This is a genomic window from Microbacterium sp. T3-8 (assembly GCF_055398145.1).
In genome coordinates this window covers 2,072,175-2,093,036 of sequence record NZ_AP027918.1, presented here as the reverse complement: position 1 = coordinate 2,093,036, position 20,862 = coordinate 2,072,175, and the positions used below count along the sequence as shown (strand labels likewise).

Here is a 20,862-nt window from a genome sequence, read left to right as displayed (position 1 = left end):
CCTCTCCGGGCGCGCTCTGCGCCGCAGATCCAGCGTCGCGCGACGGCGCGTGCGCGCACATCGACCGGACGCGGACTCCGGCGTACCGCATCGGCGGTAGCGGACGCTCGTGCCCGGTGGTACGCGACTGCCAGACTGGCCGCATGACCGTGTTCCGCATCATCGTGCTCTTCGTGCTGGCCGCCGTCGCGGAGATCGGCGGAGCATGGCTGATCTGGCAGGCGGTCAAGGAGGAGCGCGGCTGGATCCTCGCCGTGCTCGGGGTGATGGCCCTCGGCGCCTACGGGTTCATCGCGGCACTCCAGCCCGACGTCAACTTCGGCCGGGTGCTGGCCGCGTACGGTGGGGTCTTCATCGCGGGATCGCTCGCGTGGGGCATCATCGTCGACGGCTTCAAACCGACCGTCTGGGACTGGGTGGGGTCATCCATCGCCCTCGTGGGAGCCGCGATCATCATCCTCGCTCCGGTCGTCACGCAGACGGCCACCGAGCCGGGGGCGTGACGGTCAGCACGACCCGGCCATGCGAGTAGCCTAGATCCAGACCCAGATGGAGTGATCAGTGCCTGAAAACGCCCAGCCGAAAGACGGCTTCGCCCTGTTCTCTGACCGATCCGTCGTCGCCATGCGCGTCAACGGCATCCTCAAGGACCTCGCGACCACAGTGACCGACGCCGACGAGGTCGAGGCGGTCACGATCGACAGCCCCGACGGCCTCGGTATCCTGCGCCACTCGACCGCGCACGTGCTCGCCCAGGCGGTGCAGCGCATCAATCCGCAGGCGAACCTCGGCATCGGCCCGCCCATCACCGACGGCTTCTACTACGACTTCGGCGTCGATTCGCCGTTCACGCCCGAGGATCTCAAGGCGATCACCAAGGAGATGCAGCGCATCGTCCGCGAGGGCCAGCGCTTCGTGCGCCGCGTGGTGACCGATGACGAGGCCCGCGCCGAACTCGCCGACGAGCCGTTCAAGCTCGAGCTCATCGGGCTCAAGGGCGGCAAGGAAGCGGCGGAGGGCGCCTCGGTCGAGGTCGGCGAGGGCGAACTCACGATCTACGACAACACCACCCGCGACGGCGAGGTGGTCTGGAAGGACCTCTGCCGCGGCCCGCATCTGCCGAACACGCGCATGATCGGCAACGGCTGGGACCTCACCCGCATCGCCGCCGCCTACTGGCGCGGCAGCGAGAAGAACCCGCAGCTGCAGCGCATCTACGGCACCGCCTGGCCGTCGAAGGACGAGCTGCGGGCATATCAGCACCGCCTCGAAGAGGCCGCGAAGCGCGACCACCGTCGCCTCGGCAAGGAGCTCGACCTGTTCTCCTTCCCGGAGGAGATCGGATCCGGGCTCTCGGTCTGGCACCCGCGCGGCGGCATGATCCGCGGCGAGATGGAGCAGCACGCGCGCAAGCGTCACATCGAGGGCGGCTACACCTACGTGTACACCCCGCACATCTCGAAGGAAGACCTCTTCCTGACCTCGAACCACCTCGTCACCTACAAGGACGGCATGTTCCCGCCGATTGTCATGGACGAGGAGCGCGACGACGAGGGCAACATCACCAAGCAGGGCCAGGACTACTACCTGAAGCCGATGAACTGCCCGATGCACATCCTGATCTACAAGGAGCGCGCGCGCAGCTACCGCGATCTGCCGCTGCGGTTCGCCGAGAACGGCACGGTCTACCGCAACGAGCTCTCGGGTGCGCTGCACGGTCTCACCCGTGTGCGCGGGTTCACTCAGGACGACTCGCACCTCTTCGTCACGCCCGACCAGCTCGAGGGAGAGGTCGCGAAGGTCCTCGACTTCATCCTCTCGATGCTGCGGGACTTCGGCCTCACCGATTTCGAGCTCGAGCTGTCGATGAAGGACGACGAGAAGTCGAAGTGGATCGGTTCTGACGAGTTCTGGGAGTCGTCGACCGACGCCCTGCGTCGCGTCGCCGTCGCCTCGGGACTCAAGCTCACCGAGGTCCCGGGTGAGGCCGCGTTCTACGGCCCGAAGATCGACCTCAAGACCCGCGATGCGATCGGTCGCACCTGGCAGTTGTCGACCGTCCAGGTCGACCCGAACCTGCCGGAGCGCTTCGATCTCGAGTTCATGGACACGGACGGGCAGAAGAAGCGCCCGATCATGATCCACCGCGCGCTCTTCGGTTCGATCGAGCGTTTCTTCGCGATCCTGCTCGAGCACTACGCCGGCGACTTCCCGGTGTGGCTCTCGCCGGTGCAGGTGGTCGGCATCCCCGTGGCCGAGGACTACGCCGACTACCTCGGCGAGGTCATCACGACGCTCCGCGACTCGGGCGTGCGCGCCGAGCTCGACACGTCGGACGACCGGATGCAGAAGAAGATCCGCACGCACACGACCGGCAAGGTTCCGCTGCTGCTCATCGCCGGTGAGCAGGACCGCGCCGCCGGTACGGTCTCGTTCCGCTACCGCGACGGCACCCAGGAGAACGGCGTCCCGATCGCGGATGCCGTCACCCGCATCCGCACCGCGATCGCCGAGCACGCGCTCGTGCAGACGGCGGGGGATCTGGCGTGACCCCGGAGGAGCCGCTGGAGCCGGCGTCGGACTTCGCCGGAGTCCCCGACGAGTTCCAGCGGCTCTGGACCCCGCACCGGATGGCCTACATCCAGGCGGGGCCCGAGCCGCTGCGCGAGGAGTGCCCCTTCTGCGAGGCGCCAAAGCACCCGGATGCCGAGCGACTGATCGTCGCGCGCGGTGAGACGGCATACGTGCTGCTGAACCTGTTCCCGTACAACTCGGGTCACCTGCTCGTGTGCCCGTACCGCCACATCGCGACGTACGACCAGGCCACCCCGGAGGAGGTCGCCGAGATCGGCGCTCTGACGCAGACGGCGATGCGGGTCCTGACGGAGGTGTCGCGCTGCGACGGCTTCAACATCGGGATGAATCAGGGTGCCGTCGCCGGCGCGGGTGTCGACGGGCACCTGCACCAGCACGTCGTGCCGCGGTGGCGCTCCGATGCGAACTTCTTCCCGATCATCGCGAAGACGAAGGCACTCCCGCAGCTGCTCGGTGAGGTGCGGGAGGCCGTCGCGAACGCCTGGCCTGCGGCCTGAGTTCAGCGCACCTGACGGGCGCTGAACTGCATGCGCGGGTGCGCGTAGAACTCCTGTGCCTCGACGAGCTGCAGCTCGCGCTCCCCGGAGTCGAGCGTCGCCTTCAGCAGGTCGTAGACGCTCGATGCGGTGCGCTCGAGGGCGGTCTGCGCGCTGCCGGTCTCGACGTAGTGCGCGGTGAAGAGCGCAGCGGTGACGTCGCCCGACCCGTTGGCCTTCATCGGAAGGTGCGGCGTCTGCACGATCCAGGCACCCTCGTCGTCGACCGCGAGCATCTCGATGGTCCCCTCCTCGCGGTCCGGCCGCTCGACGCTCGTGACGAGCACCGTGCGCGGTCCCATCGCACGCGCCAGGTCGACCGAGGCCAGCGTGGACTCGAGCGTGTCGGGCTCGGTCTCGGTGAGGAAGCCGAGCTCGAACTGGTTCGGGGTGATGATGTCCGCCGCCGGCACGACCCGCTCCCGCAGCAGCACGGGGATCGCGGGCGCCACGAAGCAGCCGGACTTGGCGTTGCCCATCACGGGGTCGCACGCATAGACCGCATTCGGATTCTCCGCCTTGACCCGGGCGACGGCGTCGATGATCACGTCACCGATGCCCTCACCGCCCTGGTATCCGCTGAGCACGGCATCGATGCCGCCGAAGACGCCACGGTCCTGGATGCCGGTGATGACCTCGCGCACCTCGGCGGGATCGATCATCGGGCCGCGCCAGGCACCGTACCCGGTGTGGTTCGAGAAGTTCACGGTGTAGACCGGGAGGACCTCGACGCCGATGCGCTGCAGCGGGAACACCGCGGCGGAGTTGCCGACGTGACCGTAGGCGACGGCGGACTGGATGGAGAGGATCTTCATCTCCCGATCCTTTCTTTCAGTGCGGGTGCGTTCCCGCTTCGGGTGGTCATCGGGAAGCCGCGACGAGGTCGGCGACGAAGGCCGCGGCATCCGCGTCGGACAGATCATGGACGGTCAGCCGCAGATGCCGCGATGGCTCGGCCTTCTCGTCGAGGGCGAACTCGTCGCCGGTGCGGGCCAGCCATCCGCGGCGCATGAGCTTTTCGGCGACGGCGCGTGCGGGGCGCGGGAGCTCGACCCAGAGACTGAGACCGTCGGAGTCAGGGGCGTCGAATCCGTGGGTGCGCAGAAGCTGTGCGAAAGCGGCGTTGCGCTCGGCGTAGTGCGCGGCTGCCGTACCGATCGTCGCGAGCGCGGAAGGGTCGGTCAGCTGGGCGTGGGTGAGTCGCTGGAGGAGATGGCTCACCCAGGTCGTCCCCGGGCTGAGCCGCATCGACAGACGCTCGGCCGTCTCGGGGTCGGTGGCCGCGAGCGCCAGGCACATGTCGGGGCCGAGGAACTTCGAGACGGAGCGCACGAGGGCGAACCGCCGGTGCCCCGGTCCGATCAAGGTCTCGTAGGGGCGCTGCGAGAGCATCGAGAAGTGGTCGTCCTCGATGATCAGCACGTAGGGGTGGTCGGCGAGCACGGCGCGGAGCTCGGCCGCGCGCGCAGCCGTCAGGCTGCTGCCGGTGGGGTTCTGCGCGCGCGGAGTGCAGATGATGGCGCGGATGCCGGCGTCGAGCGCCGCGCGGAGGCCGACGACCGTCATCCCCTCGCCGTCGACCGGGACGGGCACGGCGCGGTACCCTCCGAGCCGCACCGTGTGGATGCTCGCGAGGAAGCAGGGGTCCTCGAGCGCGACCGCGTCATCGCGGGTGAGTGCCTGGGCGAGGAGTCGCTCGACGGCATCGACCGCGCCGCTGGTGACGGTGACGCGGAAGTCGGACTGGTCGAGGTCGGTGGCGATCCACTCGTGCGCCCAGGAGTCGAGGCCGCGGTCGATCACGGGCTCGCCGTACAGCACCGGTCGCCCCGTGACGCGGGCGAGCGCGGGGGACGGGTCGGGGATGAGCCGGGGGTCGGGGTTGCCCGTGCCGACGTCGCGGAGGACCGTGTCCGCCGCGTAGCCCTCCTGGGCGACCGCCTCGACGCCGGCGATCGTGGTGCCGGCGCGCCCGCGCGAGACGACGAGCCCCGCCTGCGCGAGTTGGCGGTAGGCGGCCACCGCGGTGTTGCGGTTCACGCCGAGAGTGGCGGCGAGTTCGCGCACAGGGGGGAGCGCATCGCCGGGGCGGAGGGTTCCGCGGTCGCGCAGGGCGCGCACGCTGTCGGCGATGTCTGCTGCGGTCGTTCCGGTGATCTCGGCGCTCATGGGTCCTCGACACCGATTCTAGAACGTCCGGGACGATGCTACGGTTTGACATAGATCAAACGAGTCATTGGCTCAGCCGAGAGGAATGCGATGAACGACCAGGCAACCACCGGATCCGCGCGGGTCAAGCGAGGTCTCGCCGAGATGCTCAAGGGCGGCGTCATCATGGACGTCGTCACGGCCGAGCAGGCCAAGATCGCCGAGGATGCCGGCGCCGTCGCCGTGATGGCGCTCGAGCGGGTCCCCGCCGACATCCGTGCGCAGGGCGGTGTCTCGCGCATGAGCGACCCCGACATGATCGACAGCATCATCGACGCCGTCTCGATCCCCGTGATGGCCAAGGCGCGCATCGGCCACTTCGTCGAGGCGCAGATCCTGCAGGAGCTCGGAGTCGACTACATCGACGAGTCCGAGGTGCTGTCGCCGGCGGACTACGTCAACCACATCGACAAGTTCGGCTTCACCGTGCCCTTCGTGTGCGGGGCGACGAACCTCGGCGAGGCCCTGCGCCGTATCAACGAGGGTGCCGCGATGATCCGCTCGAAGGGCGAGGCCGGCACCGGTGACGTCTCGGAGGCGACCAAGCACATCCGCAAGATCACGAGCGAGATCAACGTGCTGCGTTCGATGACCAAGGACGAGCTCTACGTGGCGGCCAAGGAGCTGCAGGCGCCCTACGACCTCGTCGTCGAGGTCGCGGCGACGGGCAAGCTGCCGGTCGTGCTGTTCGTCGCGGGAGGCGTGGCAACACCCGCGGACGCCGCGATGATGATGCAGATGGGAGCGGACGGTGTGTTCGTCGGCTCCGGCATCTTCAAGTCGGGCAACCCCGCCCAGCGCGCCGCGGCGATCGTGAAGGCCACCACGTTCCACGACGATCCGAGTGTGATCGCCGAGGTCTCGCGCGGGCTGGGCGAGGCGATGGTGGGGATCAACGTGTCCGACCTCCCCGCGCCGCACCGGCTGTCCGAGCGTGGCTGGTAGTCCGACCGTCGGCGTCCTCGCGCTGCAGGGCGACGTGCGCGAGCATGCCGCCCTGCTCGCGGAGCTCGGTGCGGAGGTGGTGCTCGTGCGCCGCCCGGAAGAACTCGACGCGATCGACGGTCTCGTCCTGCCGGGCGGAGAGTCCAGCGTCATCGACAAGCTCGCGCGACTGTTCGGGCTCCAGCAGCCGATTCGCGCGGCGATCCGTGCGGGGATGCCGATGTACGGCACGTGCGCGGGGCTCATCCTCCTGGCCGACACCGTGCTCGACGCGATCGAGGGACAGCAGTCCTTCGGCGGCCTCGACGTCGACGTTCGGCGCAACGCCTTCGGACGTCAGTCCGAATCGTTCGAGATCGACCTCGACGTGCCGGTGCTCGGCGATGCCCCGGTGTCTGCGACGTTCATCCGGGCGCCGATCGTGGAACGCTCGGGGGCCGCGGTGGAGGTGCTCGCCGCCCTGCCCGACGGCGCGGTGGTCGCGGTGCGCCAGGGGCCGTTGCTCGGCACGAGCTTCCATCCCGAGATGGACGGTGAGCCCGGATTCCACGCGCTCTTCCTCGACGAGGCACGACGCTACGCGAGCGCACCCCGGTAGGCGACGTCTCGATTCGTTAGACTGGACGATGCCCTGGGCCGTGCCCACGGGCGGATACGACGAGTGGAGACTTATGTCCGGGCATTCCAAGTGGGCCACCACGAAGCACAAGAAGGCCATCATCGACTCCAGGCGCGCCAAGTCCTGGGCCAAGCTCATCAAGAACATCGAGGTCGCGGCCAAGCTCGGCGGCGCCGACCTCGCGGGCAACCCCACGCTGTTCGACGCGGTGCAGAAGGCGAAGAAGACCTCCGTCCCGAAGGACAACATCGACCGCGCGGTCAAGCGTGGAGCCGGAATCGGCGGCGAGGCCGTCGAGTACACCTCGATCATGTACGAGGGATACGGACCGAACGGCGTGGCGCTCATGATCGAGTGTCTGACCGACAACAAGAACCGTGCCGCCGCCGAGGTGCGCACGGCTCTCAGCCGCAACGGGGGAACGCTGGCCGACCCGGGCAGCGTCGCCTACAACTTCTCGCGCAAGGGCGTCATCGTCGTCGGTGCCGAGGGGACCACCGAAGACGACGTCATGATGGCGGCGCTCGAGGCGGGTGCCGAGGAGATCGAGCCGCACTCCGAGGGCTTCGAGATCATCACCGAGGCGACCGACCTGGTCACCGTGCGCAGCGCGCTGCAGGAGGCGGGCATCGACTACGAATCCGCCGACGTCGAGTTCGTGCCGAACCTCAAGGTCGAGATCGACGCCGACACCGCGCGCAAGGTCTTCCGCCTCATCGACGCGCTCGAGGACAGCGAGGACGTGCAGAACGTCTTCAGCAACTTCGACCTCTCGTCCGAGGTGCAGGCCGAGCTCGAGAACGACGACAGCTAGGCGCGCCACGCGCCCGACGTCGACGGTGCCGCCTAGCCTGGGGGAGTGACCTCTTCCTCGCTGCGCGTTCTCGGGATCGACCCAGGCCTCACGCGATGCGGTGTGGGCATCGTCGACGTCGACGGATCGCGTCGCGGCACGCTCGTGCACGTCGGGGTGATCCGTTCGTCTCCGGATGCGCCGATCGGCGAGCGTCTCGCGATCGTCGCCGCCGGCATCCGTGAGGTGATCGCCGCGCATTCTCCGCAGGCGGTCGCGGTCGAGCGCGTGTTCGCGCAGCAGAACACGCACACGGTGATGGGCACGGCTCAGGCCAGCGGAGTCGCGCTGCTGCTCGCGGCAGAGGCGGGTCTTCCCGCCGCGACCCACACGCCGAGCGAGGTCAAGGCCGCCGTGACCGGTTACGGATCTGCCGACAAGCGCCAGGTGCAGGCGATGATCGCCCGGATCCTGCGCCTCGACGCGCCTCCGCAGCCGGCGGATGCCGCGGATGCCCTCGCCATCGCCCTCTGCCACGCCTGGCGCCGAGGCGGCGCGGGGGCGGCATCCGCCGCGGGCGGGCTCACGCCGGCCCAGCGCGCCTGGGCGGACGCGGAGCGTGTCGCTCGAACATACGTACGACGCGGGGCCTAGGCTGGGAGGATGATCTCCTCCCTGCACGGCACCGTGCTGCACTCGACCTCCGACCAGGTCGTCGTCGAGGTGGGCGGCGTCGGCTTCTCCGTCGCCGTCCCGGCCGACGTCGCGCACACCGCGACGGTGGGGGAGCAGTTGCGGTTGCACACGAGCCTGATCGTGCGCGAGGACGCGCTCTCGCTCTTCGGGTTCGCCGAGCGCGACGAGCTGGAGGTCTTCGGGCTCCTCATCAGCGTGACGGGCGTCGGGCCGAAATCCGCCCTGGGGGTGCTGTCGCACCTCACCGTCGACCAGATCGCAGAGGCGCTGAACGCCGAGGATGACGCGCCTTTCCGTCGCGTGTCCGGAATCGGTCCCAAGACCGCGAAGCTCATCGTCGTGCAGCTCGCCGGTAAGGTGCAGCCGACGGTCGCGGCAGCGCCGAGTCCCTCGGGCGCCGTGGACGTGGTGGGTCAGGTCGCGGCCGCCCTCGTCGGACTCGGATGGTCGGAGAAGGTCGCCGCCGAGGCCGCCGCGCAGACGGCCGCAGAGGCATCCGATGCCGAGCGTTCGGCCGTCGCACCGCTCCTCCGCCGCACTCTTGCCCTGCTGGGGCCGGCACGTGGCTGACGCACTCGACGCCTCCGAGCCCGTCGACGAGACCGAGCTCGCGATCGAGGGCGCCCTGCGTCCGACGAGTCTCGGCGAGTTCGTCGGACAGCAGAAGGTGCGCGGCCAGCTCCAGCTCCTCCTCGAGGCCGCACGTATCCAGAGCCGACCCGCCGATCACATCCTTCTCGCAGGCCCGCCAGGACTCGGCAAGACGACGCTGGCGATGATCGTCGCGCACGAGAGCGAGCGCCCCCTGCGCCTGTCGAGCGGACCGGCCATCCAGCACGCCGGCGATCTCGCTGCGCTCCTGTCGAGCCTCGTTCCCGGCGAGGTGCTCTTCATCGACGAGATCCACCGGATGGCGCGCTCCGCCGAGGAGATGCTCTATCTCGCGATGGAGGATTTCCGCATCGACATCATGGTGGGCAAGGGGGCGGGGGCCACCAGCATCCCGCTCGAACTCGCACCGTTCACCCTGGTGGGAGCGACGACGCGGTCGGGCCTGCTACCGAATCCGCTGCGCGATCGATTCGGGTTCACCGGTCATCTGGAGTTCTACGAGGAGGGCGAGCTCGAGCGGGTGATCGCGCGATCCGCGGCGGTCCTCGGCGTCGATCTGCCGTCCGATTCGCTGTCCGAGATCGCCCGCCGATCGCGCGGGACGCCCCGCATCGCGAACCGCCTTCTCCGACGTGTGCGCGACTACGCGCTCGTGCACGGTGGGGGAGCGGCGACCATCGCCGACGTCCGCGCCGCTCTCGAACTGTACGACGTCGACCCCATCGGCCTGGACCGCCTCGACCGCGCGGTTCTCGAAGCGCTCGTGCGGCGGTTCCGCGGGGGGCCGGTGGGACTGAGCACCCTCGCCGTCGCCGTCGGCGAAGAAGCCGAGACCGTCGAGAGCGTCGTCGAGCCCTATCTCGTCCGGATCGGTTTCCTCGGTCGCACTCCGCGGGGGCGCGTCGCCATGCCTGAGGCGTATGCGCATCTGGGTGTGGCGCATCCCGACGGAGCGCTTCGCTTCGATGACCTATAATCACAGAAGACTTCCCCCGAAACTTCTGTGCGCCCGTTGATGGTGCGTGCACCTCAGAAAGGCGCTCCGCCCCATGGAAATCATCCTCTTCGGTCTCCTGGCCGTCCTCCTCGTCTTCATGATCTTCAACACGCGTAAGCGTCAGAAGCAGATGAAGGCCGAGCAGGAGGAGAAGGCGACGAAGACGGTTCCCGGCGTGCGCGTGCTCCTGCAGGGCGGCATCTACGGCACGATCGTCTCCTACGACCCCGATGACCTCGACCACCCCGCGTCGGTCGAGGTCGCCCCCGGTGTCGTGATCGAGGTGCACAGCCAGGCGATCCTCCGCATCGTCGAGCCCAAGGACATCGTCGCCGACGACGCCGAGCTCGCTGACGACGACACCGTCGTCGAGGCCGATGCTCCGATCGCCGAGACCCCGGAAGAGACGCGCGCGCGCCTCGACCGCGACGCAGACGACAAGTAAGTCCGCGGCGTTCGACCGCACCCCGGAATCCGGCCTCTCAGAAAGCTGAACTCACGTGGCTTCATCCTCTCCTGTCCGTCACGCCTGGCGGGTCCTTCTCGGCCTGCTCCTCGTGACGGGTGTCCTCTTCGGCATCAACGCGGCCGGGGTGTACGTCTTCGGGAAGAGCTCGTGGGCTCCGGAGCTCGCACTCGACCTCCAGGGCGGCACCCAGATCGTGCTGCAGGCCGAGACCGACGAGGGAGCAGCGCCGTCCGCGGAACAGCTGAACCAGGCGGCCTCCATCATCCGCCAGCGCGTCGACGCCTCGGGCGTGGCGGAGGCCGACATCACCACCGAGGGCGGACGGAACATCGTCGTCCAGATCCCGGGTGTCGCCGACGACCAGACGCGCGAGCGGATCACCAGCAGCGCGCAGCTCGAGTTCCGGGCGGTCCTGGCCACGACCGCCGCGACGACGTCCTTCGTCGGTGACGACGGTAACGAGACGCCGTACCCCAGCCCCGACCCCTCGCTCGAGGCGACGCCGACCGCCGAGCCGACCGACGGCAGCGACCTCAACTGGGCCACGCCCAAGCTCCAGGCCGAGTTCCTCGCCTACGACTGCGCGAACCCCGACAACCCCACCAACGTGCCGAGCGAGCAGCCGATGATCGCCTGCGACGAGACCGGTCAGGCCAAGTTCCTGCTCGGCCCGACCGAGCTCGACGGAACGGCGATCGACGACGCCGCGAGCGGTCGCGACCCGCAGAACGGCGCGTGGCTCGTGCAGCTCACGATGAACCCGGATGGGGCCGACAAGTTCGGCAAGGTCAGCACCCGCCTCAACCAGAACCGCATCGACGGCCTGTCGCCGCGCGACCAGTTCGCGTTCGTGCTCGACGGCGTCGTCATCTCGGCGCCCCGCATGAACGGTGTGATCCTCGACGGTCGTCCGAGCATCTCGGGCAGCTTCACGCAGGACTCGGCGACGACCCTCGCCGACCAGCTCAAGTACGGCGCGCTGCCGCTGAGCTTCACCGTGCAGAGCTCCGACACCGTGTCGGCGACGCTCGGTACGCAGCAGCTGCAGATCGGTCTCATCGCCGGTCTCATCGGCCTGATCCTCGTCGCGATCTATTCGCTCATCGTCTACCGAGCCCTCGGGACGGTGATCATCGCGTCCATCGCGGTGATGGGTGTGCTGACCTACATCGTCATCTGCATCCTGGCGTGGCGACTCGGCTTCCGCCTCTCGCTGGCCGGTGTGGCCGGTCTGATCGTGTCGATCGGATTCACCGCCGACTCCTTCATCGTCTACTTCGAGAGAATCCGAGACGAACTGCGAGACGGCAAGTCGATCACCTCCGCCGTCGAAGACGGATGGGGCCGAGCCAAGCGCACGATCTACATCTCGAAGTCCATCAACATCCTCGCCGCGCTCGTGCTGTACATCCTGGCCGACTCGACGGTGAAGGGGTTCGCGTTCACGCTCGGCCTCACGACCATCATCGACGTGTTCATCTTCGTGATCTTCACGCACCCGGTGATGCAACTGCTCGCTCGCACGCGCTTCTTCGGAGGCGGCCACAAGCTCTCGGGGCTCGACCCCGAAGCACTGGGCGCCGTCTACCGCAATCGGTCGCAGTTCCGCGAGGTCGCGACGGCGTCCGCCGGCCGTGGCGCGCGCAACTCGCGTTCGCGCGGCGAGGCGGAGCGTCGTCAGACCATCGCCGAGCGCAAGCGCGCGGAGGCTCTCGCGGGTGACAGACCCACCAACGCCGGAAGTGAGGGAGACGCCTGATGCCTTCCATGAATGAGTTCGGCAACAACCTGTACACGGGGAAGACCTCTTTCCCGTTCGTCGGTCGCCGCCGCCTGTGGTTCATCATCGCGATCATCCTGGTCGTGGGCTCGGCTCTGGTGCCGCTGATCCGTCCGATCCAATTCTCGATCGAGTTCACCGGCGGGTCGCAGTTCACCGTCGCGGCGCCCGACAGCACCGATCAGCAGATCGCCACCGACGCGGTCAAGTCGGTCGTGCCCGAGTCGGCGACCAAGGTCGTCGTGGTGAACGGCGACGACATCCGCGTCCAGACCGACCAGATGACGGCCGATGAGACGCAGCAGGTCACCGCGGCACTCGCCGACGCGTACGGCGTCGACACTGCGGAGGTGACGTCGTCGTTCATCGGTCCGGCCTGGGGCGAGAGCGTCACGCGTCAATCGCTGTGGGGCCTGGCGATCTTCCTCGCCCTCACCTTCCTGATCCTGGCGATCTACTTCCGAACCTGGAAGATGTCGGCCGCGGCGATCATCGGCCTGCTCGACGTGCTCGTGATCACCGTCGGCGTCTACGCGCTGGCCGGCTTCGAGATCTCGCCGGCGGCGGTGATCGGATTCCTCACGATCTTGGCGTACTCCTTGTACGACACGACGGTCGTCTTCGACAAGATCCGGGAGAACACACATGAAGACGGCGAGAAATCGGCGCGTCTGTTCGGGGAGTCCGTCAACCTGGCGGTGAACCAGACCCTCGTGCGATCGATCAACACCTCGGTGGTCGCGGCGCTCCCGGTCGGAGCGATCCTCTTCATCGGATCGCTGTGGCTCGGTGCCGAGACCCTCACCGACATCTCGCTGTCGATCTTCGTCGGCATCCTCGTGGCGACGTATTCGACGCTGTTCGTCGCCGCTCCGCTCTACTCGCTCTTCCGCGAGAACGAGCCGCAGATCCGCGAGCGCGACGCCCGGATCCGCGAAGCGCGCCTGCGCGCGACGGTCGAAGCCTGACGTATCCGTCCGGTGGGAGCCGCTCCCGCCGGACGGACGTAGGATTGTCTGATGTTCTGATTCGGAGGTGAGCGGATGGCGGAAGCGCAGTCGCCGGCGCAGGGATCGAGCCTGCGGCGTCTGGTTCCCCGCATCTTCTCGCGCGCGTCCAGGGTCAACGACCTCGACAACCTGATCCGCACCGTCCGGGCCAACCATCCCCGCGGTGATTTCTCGGTGATCGAGCGCGCGTACGCGGTCGCCAAAGACAAGCACACCGGCCAGCAGCGGCAGAGCGGCGAGCCGTACATCACGCATCCGCTCGCCGTCGCGCAGATCCTCGCCGAGCTCGGTCTCGGACCGCGCGCCATCGCGGCGGCGCTCCTGCACGACACGGTCGAAGACACCGGCTACGCGCTGACCGACCTCACCGCCGAGTTCGGCGACGAGGTCGCGATGCTGGTCGACGGTGTCACCAAGCTCGACAAGGTCAAGTACGGCGAGAGCGCCCAGGCCGAGACCGTCCGCAAGATGATCGTGGCGATGTCGAAGGACATCCGCGTGCTCCTGATCAAGCTCGCCGACCGTCTGCACAATGCTCGTACCTGGGGCTTCGTCCCGCCGGAGAAGGCGGCGAAGAAGGCCAAGGAGACGCTCGAGATCTACGCGCCCCTCGCCAACCGTCTCGGTATCCAGGCGATCAAGTCCGAGCTCGAAGACCTCTCGTTCGCGGTGCTGCACCCCAAGATCTACAACGAGATCCACAGCCTCATCGCACAGCGCACTCCGCAGCGCGAGAAGTATCTGAGCCAGGTCGTCGAGGAGATCGACGAGGATCTGCGTGATCTGCGCATCCGCGGCAAGGTCTCGGGCCGACCGAAGCAGCTCTACTCCGTGTACCAGAAGATGGTGGTGCGGGGTCGCGAGTTCGACGACATCTACGACCTGATCGGCATCCGCGTGCTCGTCGCTTCGGTGCGCGACTGCTACGCCGTGCTGGGTGCGATCCATGCGCGGTGGACGCCGCTGCCCGGTCGGTTCAAGGACTACATCGCCACCCCGAAGTTCAATCTCTATCAGTCGCTGCACACGACCGTGATCGGCCCCGCGGGGCGCACGGTCGAGATCCAGATCCGTACGCACGAGATGCACCAGCAGGCCGAGTACGGCGTTGCGGCGCACTGGATGTACAAGGAGCGGATGAACGGCGGCAAGGCCGAGGTGCGGGCATCCGACACCGACATGGCCTGGCTCGCGCACATCTCCGACTGGCAGGCCGAGACGGCCGACCCGGGGGAGTTCCTCGACTCGCTGCGGTTCGAGATCGGCGCGAAGGAGGTCTACGTCTTCACGCCGAAGGGGCGCGTCGTCGGTCTTCCCGCCGGTGCGACGCCCGTCGACTTCGCGTATGCGGTGCACACCGAGATCGGCCATCGCACGATGGGTGCGAAGGTGAACGGTCGCCTGGTGCCGCTGGAGTCCGAGCTGAAGAGCGGCGACGTCGTCGAGGTCTTCACCTCGAAGAACCCGGATGCCGGACCGAGTCAGGACTGGCTCGGATTCGTCAAGAGCACCCGTGCGCGCAACAAGATCCGTGGCTGGTTCACGAAGGAGCGGCGCGAAGAGGCCATCGAACAGGGCAAGGAGGCGATCGCGCGCGCGATGCGCCGGCAGAACCTGCCCCTGCAGCGTCTGATGAGCCAGGACTCGTTCGCCGAGGTCGCCCAGCAGCTGCGCTACGAAGACGTCTCGGCGCTGTACGCGGCCGTGGGCGAGGGGCATATCTCGACCCAGTCGGTGCTCGAGAAGGTCACGGCCAACGTCGCCGCCAACGACACCACGACCGGCGCCATCGACCTGCCGGGCAGCGTGCCGACCCGCGAACCGCGTGCGGGCGACTCCGGCGTTCTCGTCCGCGGCGCCGCCGACATCCTCGTGAAACTCGCGAAGTGCTGCACGCCGGTTCCCGGGGATCCGATCGTCGGCTTCGTGACGCGCGGCAGCGGCGTCTCGGTGCACCGCAGCGATTGCGTCAACGTCAAGGCCCTGAGCAACGAGCAGGATCGATTCGTCGAGGTGTCGTGGGCGCCGACCACCAAGAGCGTGTTCCGCGTGCAGATCCAGGTCGAGGCCCTCGACCGTTCCGGTCTGCTGTCCGACGTCACGCGCGTGCTGAGCGAGCACCACGTCAACATCCTCTCCGCCACGGTCAACACCAATGACGACCGACTGGCGATCAGCCGGTTCGTGTTCGAGATGGGCGACGCCGTGCACCTCGACCGCGTTCTCAACGCCGTGCGCAGGATCGATGCGGTGTACGACGTGTACCGCGTCACGTCCTCCTGATACCGAGTCCCTCGAGAAGTTCCAGGGCACGTCGAGAGCCTGGCACGCGCCGCAGGGTGCGGATGCGTTCCCGCGCGGTCCCGATGAGACCCGGGTCGTGCTCGATGAGCATGTGCGCCCAGCGGTCCAGAGCGGGTTCCCGGTGGCTCCCGAGCGCGAGGTCGATCAGCGTGCGTTCGGGAGTCGTGATCGGGATGCCGCCGATGAGGACGAGGTCCTCGGCCGGGAGTGGCGTGTCGTGATATCGCACCCGTGGACTTTGCACGGCGCGGATGCGCCTCGCCACCGCTCGGCGAAGATGATGCGGGTTCGGCGGCGCATCGCATGCACCGTGCACCCATACCGCGCTCGGCCCGCAGACCGCGGTGCCCGGGTGCACGATCGTGGCGATCGACGCTGCCCGCACGTCGGCGCCCTCGACGAGATCGGCGGGGATGAAGGCCTCGCCGATGTCGACGACGTCGCCGTCGAGGCGGGCGGCGGTGAGCTCGGGCAGTGTCAGGCGTTGGCCGGGCAGATACAGGAAAGCGGGATGCACCAGGCCAGTGTGGCCCAGGGCATCCCGCTGTCGTGCGCTCGGACGGGAGCTGTGGAGAACTCGTCAGCCGCCGAGGGCGCTCAGCCAGGCGCGGCGCGCCTCGAGAGCGTCGGACGCTTCCTTGATCGCCTTCTTGTCGCCCGACTTCTCGGCCGTCGCGAGCTCGGACTCGAGCTTCTCGATCGCCTCGAGGAGCTGAGAGCTCATGTCGTTGGCGCGCGCCTTGGTCTCGGGGTTGTTCTTCTTCCAGTCGACCTCTTCGCGGGCCTTGAGGGCCTGCTCGATGACGCGGAGCTTGTCGTCGAGCGCGCGCTCCTTGTCGCGGGGGAAGATGCGGCCGATCTCATCCCACTGCCGCTGGATGCGCGTGAGCAGGGCGCGGGCGCGCTTGATGTTGGACTCGTCGGCAACGGCCTTGGCCTCTTCCAGAAGAGCCTGACGCGCCTCGATCTTGGGAGCGGACTCGGCCTCTTCGGCGGCGGACTGCTCGGCACGCGCGGCGTAGAGCGCGTCTCCGGCGGCCTTGAACCGGGCCCAGAGGGCGTCGTCCGCCTTGCGACCTGCGCGGCCGGCGGCCTTCCAGTCGTCGAGCAGCGTGCGGTAGGCGGGAATCCCGTCGGTGCCGCGCGGGGCGAGGGCTTCGGCGCGCTCGATGAGGCGGGTCTTCGCATCGCGGGCGGCCTTGTGCGTGTCGTCGAGCTCCGAGTAGAACGCACGACGGTGCTTGTCGACGACCGAACGAGCGTCGCGGAATCGCTTCCACAGCTGCTGCGACAGGCCCTTCGACAGGCGCGGGCCGTTCTGCTGCTGAGCCTGCCAGGCGTCGAAGAGCTCACCGAGCTCGGCGGTGACCTGCTTCCACTGCACCTTCGAGAGGTCGCGTGCGGCGATCGCCTCGGCGCGCTCCACCAGTGCGGTGCGCTCGGCGATGGCCTGGTCGAGCAGCTCCTTCGCGCGCTGCTGCTCCTCGGCCGTGGCCTCGGAGAGGGACGCGGTCAGCGTGTGCAGCCGCTCGAGGAGACCGGCGAGGTCACCGACGGCGGCAGCATCCGTGGCTTCGTCGACCAGGTGCCCGGCCTGCTTGACCAGATCGCTGGCGGTCGCGCCGCCGGCCTGGTGACGCTGTTCGAGGGTCTGCACCTTGAAGGCGATGTCCTCGTACTTGCGCACGAAGTAGGCGAGCGCCTCGTCGGGCGTGCCGTCGGGGTACTGGCCGACGACGCGCCAGTTCTCACCCTCGCGCACCTCGACCGTGCCGTCCTCGCTGACGCGACCCCACTTCGCAGCATCGCTGGAGACGGGGGCGGTGGACGCGGCCGGAACGGCGGCGGCGGGGGCGGGCAGCTTGCGCGGCAGCGGCTTCGCCGGGGGAGCGGGGACGGGGGGAGTCGGCTTCGAGGACTCGTTGGCAGACACAGTGTTCTCCTTGCGCGGTTGGCCGCGGGAGGCGGAAAGGACGATGTTCAGCCTAGTACGCCGCGACGATGCGATGCGGTGACGTTCCGCTCCGCGTCGGAGCGGGCGCGGATCACTCCGCCGGGGTCTCCTCGGGAGCGGGTGCCTCGGTGGGGGCGGGGGTCTCCACCGGAGCGTTCGGCTCGACGGACGAGGAGGGAGTGGGCGTGGGCTCCGGTGCCGTGACCTGTGCGTGCGCCACCTGGCTCGCGATCGCTGCGAGCACGAGGACCGCGCCACCCACGCCGGCGATCACGTTGTCGCGCACGCGGCGACGGATCTTCTCCTGGTGCTGAGCCGTGCGCGCCGCGTAGACCCGCGCGCGCTCGGCCCGGGTGCGCTCCTGCGCGCTCTTCGAACCGCGTGCCGCCATTGCGTGCTCCTCTCATCGACGCCGCCGGGCGACGTCGTCTCAGAGCATATCGTCGCCGGTGTCGGTGGACCGCATTAGCCTGGAGGGATGACCCCTGCCGCCGCCCTGCTCTCGGGGCAGACGCCGCTCGCCGTGCGCATGCGTCCCGTCTCGCTCGACGAGGTGGCCGGTCAGCGGCACCTGCTCCGTTCCGGCTCGCCGATCGTCGCCCTCGCCGACCCCGAGGCATCGTCGCCCGGCGCGGTCTCCATCATCCTCTGGGGGCCTCCCGGTACCGGTAAGACGACGCTCGCGCAGGCCATCGCCCGTTCTTCCGGTCGCCGCTTCGTCGAGCTCTCGGCGATCACGGCGGGGGTGAAGGACGTGCGCGAGGTCATGCAGGAGGCCATCACGCAGCGCGACCTCTACGGTCAGACGACGATCCTGTTCCTCGACGAGATCCACCGCTTCACGAAGGCGCAGCAGGACGCTCTCCTGCCCGGTGTCGAGAACGGCTGGGTGATCCTGATAGCCGCGACGACCGAGAACCCGTCGTTCTCGGTGATCTCGCCGCTGCTCTCGCGATCGCTCCTACTCACCCTGCAACCTCTCACCGACGACGACATCGGTCTGCTCGTCGATCGTGCCGTCACCGATGCTCGCGGCCTGCACGGCGCGGTGACGCTCAGCGATGAGGCGCGGGCCGCGCTCATCCGTCTCGCCTCCGGCGACGCGCGCCGTGCCCTCACCGGCCTCGAGGCCGGTGCGGCCGTTGCGCTCTCGCACGGGAGCCCGCCCGACGCGGAAGACGCCGGCGACGACGATGAGGACGCTGAGGTCGCCGACGACGACGAAGCCGGCGTGGCGAGCGGCGATACCGGGGAAGAAGCCGCCGGTGCGGCATCCGTCGTCCCGGAAGTCTCCGCCGATGACGTCGCGCAGGCCGTCGACCGAGCGCTGTTGCGCTACGACCGTCAGGGAGACGAGCACTACGACGTCATCAGTGCGTTCATCAAGTCGATTCGCGGGTCGGATGCCGATGCGGCGTTGCACTACCTCGCCCGGATGATCGAGGCGGGAGAGGATCCCCGGTTCATCGCTCGGCGGCTCGTGATCTCCGCCTCCGAAGACGTGGGCCTCGCCGATCCGCAGGCGTTGGTGATCGCCGTCGCCGCCGCCGACGCCGTGGCTTTCATCGGGATGCCGGAGGGGCGCATCCCGCTCGCCGAGGCGACCGTCTACCTCGCGACGACGGCCAAATCGAATGCGGCGTACGCGGGCATCGACGCCGCGATCGCCGACATCCGGAAGGGCGGCTTCGGCCGGGTCCCGCTCCACCTGCGCGATGCGCACTATCCGGGGGCGAAGCGGCTCGGTCATGGCCGCGGCTACGCGTACCCGCACGACAACGAGTTCGGCATCGTGGCCCAGCAGTACCTCCCCGACGAGTTGCAGGGGCGCCGCTACTACGCGCCGAAGGCTCTGGGGGCCGAGCGCGATGTCTCGGCGCGGCTCGAGAAGATCCGCCGCATTCTCGACGGGCGCTGACCCGCAGCCCCTGCCCGCAGCGGACGCCCGACCCTCTACAGTGTGCGGGTGACGCGTTCTCCTCTTCGCATTCCGCCCGATCGTGATCTCTCGATCGACTTCGTCCGCGCGATCTGCCTCCCGGTGGTGGTCGTGCTGCATGCGATCCAGATGGGCATCGAGGGCGATCCGCCCCGTGCCTTCAACGCACTCGCGGAGTGGACGCCGCTGGCCTGGATCACCTGGATCGGGATGATCATGCCCACGTTCTTCATCGCCGGAGGCTTCGCCGGCATCACCACCTGGCGCCGACTCGAGAAGAGAGGGGAGACGGCGGGGGAGTACATCCGCGTCCGGGCCCTCCGACTCGCGCGCCCGGTGTTCCTCGCGATGCTCGGCGTACTCCTCACCCTCGCGGTGATGGCGGTCTGCGGAGCCGATGCCGAGTTCCTCCGGACCTTCGCGTTCCGGCTCGCCGAGCCACTCTGGTTCATCGCGGTCTACGCGATCTGCACCTCGTTCGTACCGCTGATGGCCGCGCTGCACCGCCGTGCGGCCTGGACGACGTACTTCACACTGGCCTCGCTGGTCGTGATCGTCGATCTCGTCTCTCGTTTCGGGGGTCTGCCGATCGGCGCCCTCAATTGGCTCTTCGTCTGGCTCTTCGTGCAGCAACTCGGCTTCGGCGTGCGGGATCAGTGGTACTCGCGCCGTCCGCGGTGGTTGCTCCTGCTGCTGGCCGTCGCCGCCTACGGCCTCATGTGCGTCGCCGTCTTCGGGCTGGGCTACGACCCCGACATGATCGCCAACCTCAACCCGCCGACCGTGCTCCTGCTCCTGCTCGGTCTGGCGCAGGTCTACCTGTTCACGCTCCTTCAGCCGGCGATCCGCGCGCTCATGCGTCTGCGCCCCGCGCTCGTGATCATCGGCGCCCTCGGAATGTACGGGATGGTCATCTACCTGTGGCATACGGTCGCGATGGCGATCGTCGTCGGTGCACAGCAGGCGCTAGGGCTGCCGTTCCCTCCGGTGCTCACCCCCACATGGTGGATCACACGCATCCCGTGGGTGCTCGCGATCGTGGCGGTGCTCGCCGTGCTCTGCGCGACCGTCCCCCGGATCGAACGGATCTGGCCGGTCGAGAGGGCGCGCACCATGCCGCTGCCGGCGGCGATCGCGGCGACAGCGCTTCTCGTGGCGGGCGTCGGGTGGGTGCTCACCCAGGGCTATCTCACGCTCGGAACCGCTGTGGCTCTGGCGGCGATCGCATTCGCGATCGCGTGGCTCACCGTCGGCGGGCCCGGTCCGGATCGAGAGTCGGAGCCTCTGGAGGATGCGGCGGAATCCGGTGCATCGCGGGACGCGCGGCGCCTCTGATAGACTTGAGCGGCTCGAAACCGAGTTTTCGGGCATCTCCTCGTTCACACCACACCTCGACGGCGCCCCG

General features: G+C 68.6%; 20 protein-coding genes. 15 read left to right on the top strand and 5 right to left on the bottom strand.

The window, feature by feature from the left end; genetic code table 11:
- Positions 1 to 143 precede the first annotated feature (143 nt).
- The 3 genes from ACZ5Y9_RS09930 to ACZ5Y9_RS09920 all read left to right on the top strand — a co-directional run bounded on the left by ACZ5Y9_RS09930 (position 144) and on the right by ACZ5Y9_RS09920 (position 3,092).
- A complete protein-coding gene (locus ACZ5Y9_RS09930; RefSeq protein WP_247622414.1) occupies positions 144 to 503 on the top strand; it encodes a YnfA family protein in 360 nt (119 codons plus the stop codon).
- 121 nt (positions 504 to 624) lie between these two features.
- On the top strand, positions 625 to 2,550 hold the full coding sequence (gene thrS, locus ACZ5Y9_RS09925; protein ID WP_247624688.1) for a threonine--tRNA ligase: 1,926 nt from the start codon (positions 625 to 627) through the stop codon (positions 2,548 to 2,550).
- On the top strand, positions 2,547 to 3,092 hold the full coding sequence (locus tag ACZ5Y9_RS09920; RefSeq protein ID WP_247622415.1) for an HIT family protein: 546 nt from the start codon (positions 2,547 to 2,549) through the stop codon (positions 3,090 to 3,092). The genes thrS and ACZ5Y9_RS09920 overlap by 4 nt, the downstream gene beginning before the upstream one ends.
- A gap of 2 nt (positions 3,093 to 3,094) precedes the next feature.
- On the opposite strand, the gene pdxY is transcribed toward ACZ5Y9_RS09920, so the two are convergent.
- Together pdxY and ACZ5Y9_RS09910 are read right to left on the bottom strand one after the other, a co-directional pair.
- Positions 3,095 to 3,946, bottom strand: a complete 852-nt coding sequence (gene pdxY, locus ACZ5Y9_RS09915; RefSeq protein ID WP_464471239.1) for a pyridoxal kinase PdxY — start codon at positions 3,944 to 3,946, stop codon at positions 3,095 to 3,097.
- Between the two features lie 46 nt (positions 3,947 to 3,992).
- Complete coding sequence (locus ACZ5Y9_RS09910; RefSeq protein ID WP_247622417.1) at positions 3,993 to 5,300, bottom strand: aminotransferase class I/II-fold pyridoxal phosphate-dependent enzyme; 1,308 nt, start codon at positions 5,298 to 5,300, stop codon at positions 3,993 to 3,995.
- 90 nt (positions 5,301 to 5,390) lie between these two features.
- Between ACZ5Y9_RS09910 and pdxS the strand changes: the two genes are divergently transcribed.
- The 10 genes from pdxS (at position 5,391) to ACZ5Y9_RS09860 (ending at position 15,543) form a co-directional block, all read left to right on the top strand.
- Positions 5,391 to 6,284: a pyridoxal 5'-phosphate synthase lyase subunit PdxS gene (gene pdxS, locus ACZ5Y9_RS09905; protein ID WP_247622418.1), complete on the top strand. Its 894-nt coding sequence runs from the start codon at positions 5,391 to 5,393 to the stop codon at positions 6,282 to 6,284.
- A complete protein-coding gene (pdxT, locus tag ACZ5Y9_RS09900) occupies positions 6,274 to 6,882 on the top strand; it encodes a pyridoxal 5'-phosphate synthase glutaminase subunit PdxT (protein ID WP_247622419.1) in 609 nt (202 codons plus the stop codon). Before pdxS ends, pdxT begins: the two co-directional genes overlap by 11 nt.
- A 73-nt stretch (positions 6,883 to 6,955) precedes the next feature.
- The gene (locus ACZ5Y9_RS09895) at positions 6,956 to 7,717 is read left to right on the top strand and encodes a YebC/PmpR family DNA-binding transcriptional regulator (RefSeq protein WP_247624689.1); all 762 of its coding nucleotides are present in this window, start codon (positions 6,956 to 6,958) and stop codon (positions 7,715 to 7,717) included.
- A gap of 45 nt (positions 7,718 to 7,762) precedes the next feature.
- Complete coding sequence (gene ruvC, locus ACZ5Y9_RS09890) at positions 7,763 to 8,350, top strand: crossover junction endodeoxyribonuclease RuvC (protein WP_247632169.1); 588 nt, start codon at positions 7,763 to 7,765, stop codon at positions 8,348 to 8,350.
- A 9-nt stretch (positions 8,351 to 8,359) separates the two neighbouring features.
- Positions 8,360 to 8,962, top strand: a complete 603-nt coding sequence (gene ruvA / locus ACZ5Y9_RS09885; protein ID WP_247622421.1) for a Holliday junction branch migration protein RuvA — start codon at positions 8,360 to 8,362, stop codon at positions 8,960 to 8,962.
- Complete coding sequence (ruvB, locus tag ACZ5Y9_RS09880; protein ID WP_247622422.1) at positions 8,955 to 9,980, top strand: Holliday junction branch migration DNA helicase RuvB; 1,026 nt, start codon at positions 8,955 to 8,957, stop codon at positions 9,978 to 9,980. Before ruvA ends, ruvB begins: the two co-directional genes overlap by 8 nt.
- 73 nt (positions 9,981 to 10,053) lie before the next feature.
- Positions 10,054 to 10,446: a preprotein translocase subunit YajC gene (locus ACZ5Y9_RS09875; RefSeq protein ID WP_247622423.1), complete on the top strand. Its 393-nt coding sequence runs from the start codon at positions 10,054 to 10,056 to the stop codon at positions 10,444 to 10,446.
- Between the two features lie 55 nt (positions 10,447 to 10,501).
- Positions 10,502 to 12,229 carry a protein translocase subunit SecD gene (gene secD, locus ACZ5Y9_RS09870; RefSeq protein ID WP_247622424.1) on the top strand — a complete coding sequence of 576 codons (1,728 nt, stop codon included), beginning with the start codon at positions 10,502 to 10,504 and terminating at the stop codon, positions 12,227 to 12,229.
- Positions 12,229 to 13,218 (top strand): protein translocase subunit SecF, encoded by a 990-nt coding sequence (secF, locus tag ACZ5Y9_RS09865; RefSeq protein WP_247622425.1) that lies wholly within the window; start codon positions 12,229 to 12,231, stop codon positions 13,216 to 13,218. The genes secD and secF overlap by 1 nt, the downstream gene beginning before the upstream one ends.
- 75 nt (positions 13,219 to 13,293) lie before the next feature.
- On the top strand, positions 13,294 to 15,543 hold the full coding sequence (locus ACZ5Y9_RS09860) for a RelA/SpoT family protein (RefSeq protein WP_247622426.1): 2,250 nt from the start codon (positions 13,294 to 13,296) through the stop codon (positions 15,541 to 15,543).
- Here ACZ5Y9_RS09860 and ACZ5Y9_RS09855 read toward each other — a convergent pair.
- The 3 genes from ACZ5Y9_RS09855 to ACZ5Y9_RS09845 form a co-directional block, all read right to left on the bottom strand.
- Positions 15,530 to 16,081, bottom strand: coding sequence for a type IV toxin-antitoxin system AbiEi family antitoxin (locus tag ACZ5Y9_RS09855; RefSeq protein WP_247622427.1), 552 nt, complete (start codon positions 16,079 to 16,081; stop codon positions 15,530 to 15,532). The genes ACZ5Y9_RS09860 and ACZ5Y9_RS09855 overlap by 14 nt on opposite strands.
- A gap of 63 nt (positions 16,082 to 16,144) precedes the next feature.
- Positions 16,145 to 17,497, bottom strand: a complete 1,353-nt coding sequence (locus tag ACZ5Y9_RS09850; protein WP_247622428.1) for a DUF349 domain-containing protein — start codon at positions 17,495 to 17,497, stop codon at positions 16,145 to 16,147.
- Positions 17,498 to 17,609: 112 nt separating this feature from the next.
- Positions 17,610 to 17,909, bottom strand: a complete 300-nt coding sequence (locus tag ACZ5Y9_RS09845; RefSeq protein WP_247622429.1) for a hypothetical protein — start codon at positions 17,907 to 17,909, stop codon at positions 17,610 to 17,612.
- Positions 17,910 to 17,996: 87 nt separating this feature from the next.
- Between ACZ5Y9_RS09845 and ACZ5Y9_RS09840 the strand changes: the two genes are divergently transcribed.
- Both ACZ5Y9_RS09840 and ACZ5Y9_RS09835 read left to right on the top strand, forming a co-directional pair.
- Positions 17,997 to 19,436 (top strand): replication-associated recombination protein A, encoded by a 1,440-nt coding sequence (locus tag ACZ5Y9_RS09840; protein ID WP_247622430.1) that lies wholly within the window; start codon positions 17,997 to 17,999, stop codon positions 19,434 to 19,436.
- Positions 19,437 to 19,484: 48 nt separating this feature from the next.
- On the top strand, positions 19,485 to 20,792 hold the full coding sequence (locus ACZ5Y9_RS09835) for an acyltransferase family protein (protein ID WP_247622431.1): 1,308 nt from the start codon (positions 19,485 to 19,487) through the stop codon (positions 20,790 to 20,792).
- The last annotated feature ends 70 nt before the right edge of the window (positions 20,793 to 20,862 follow it).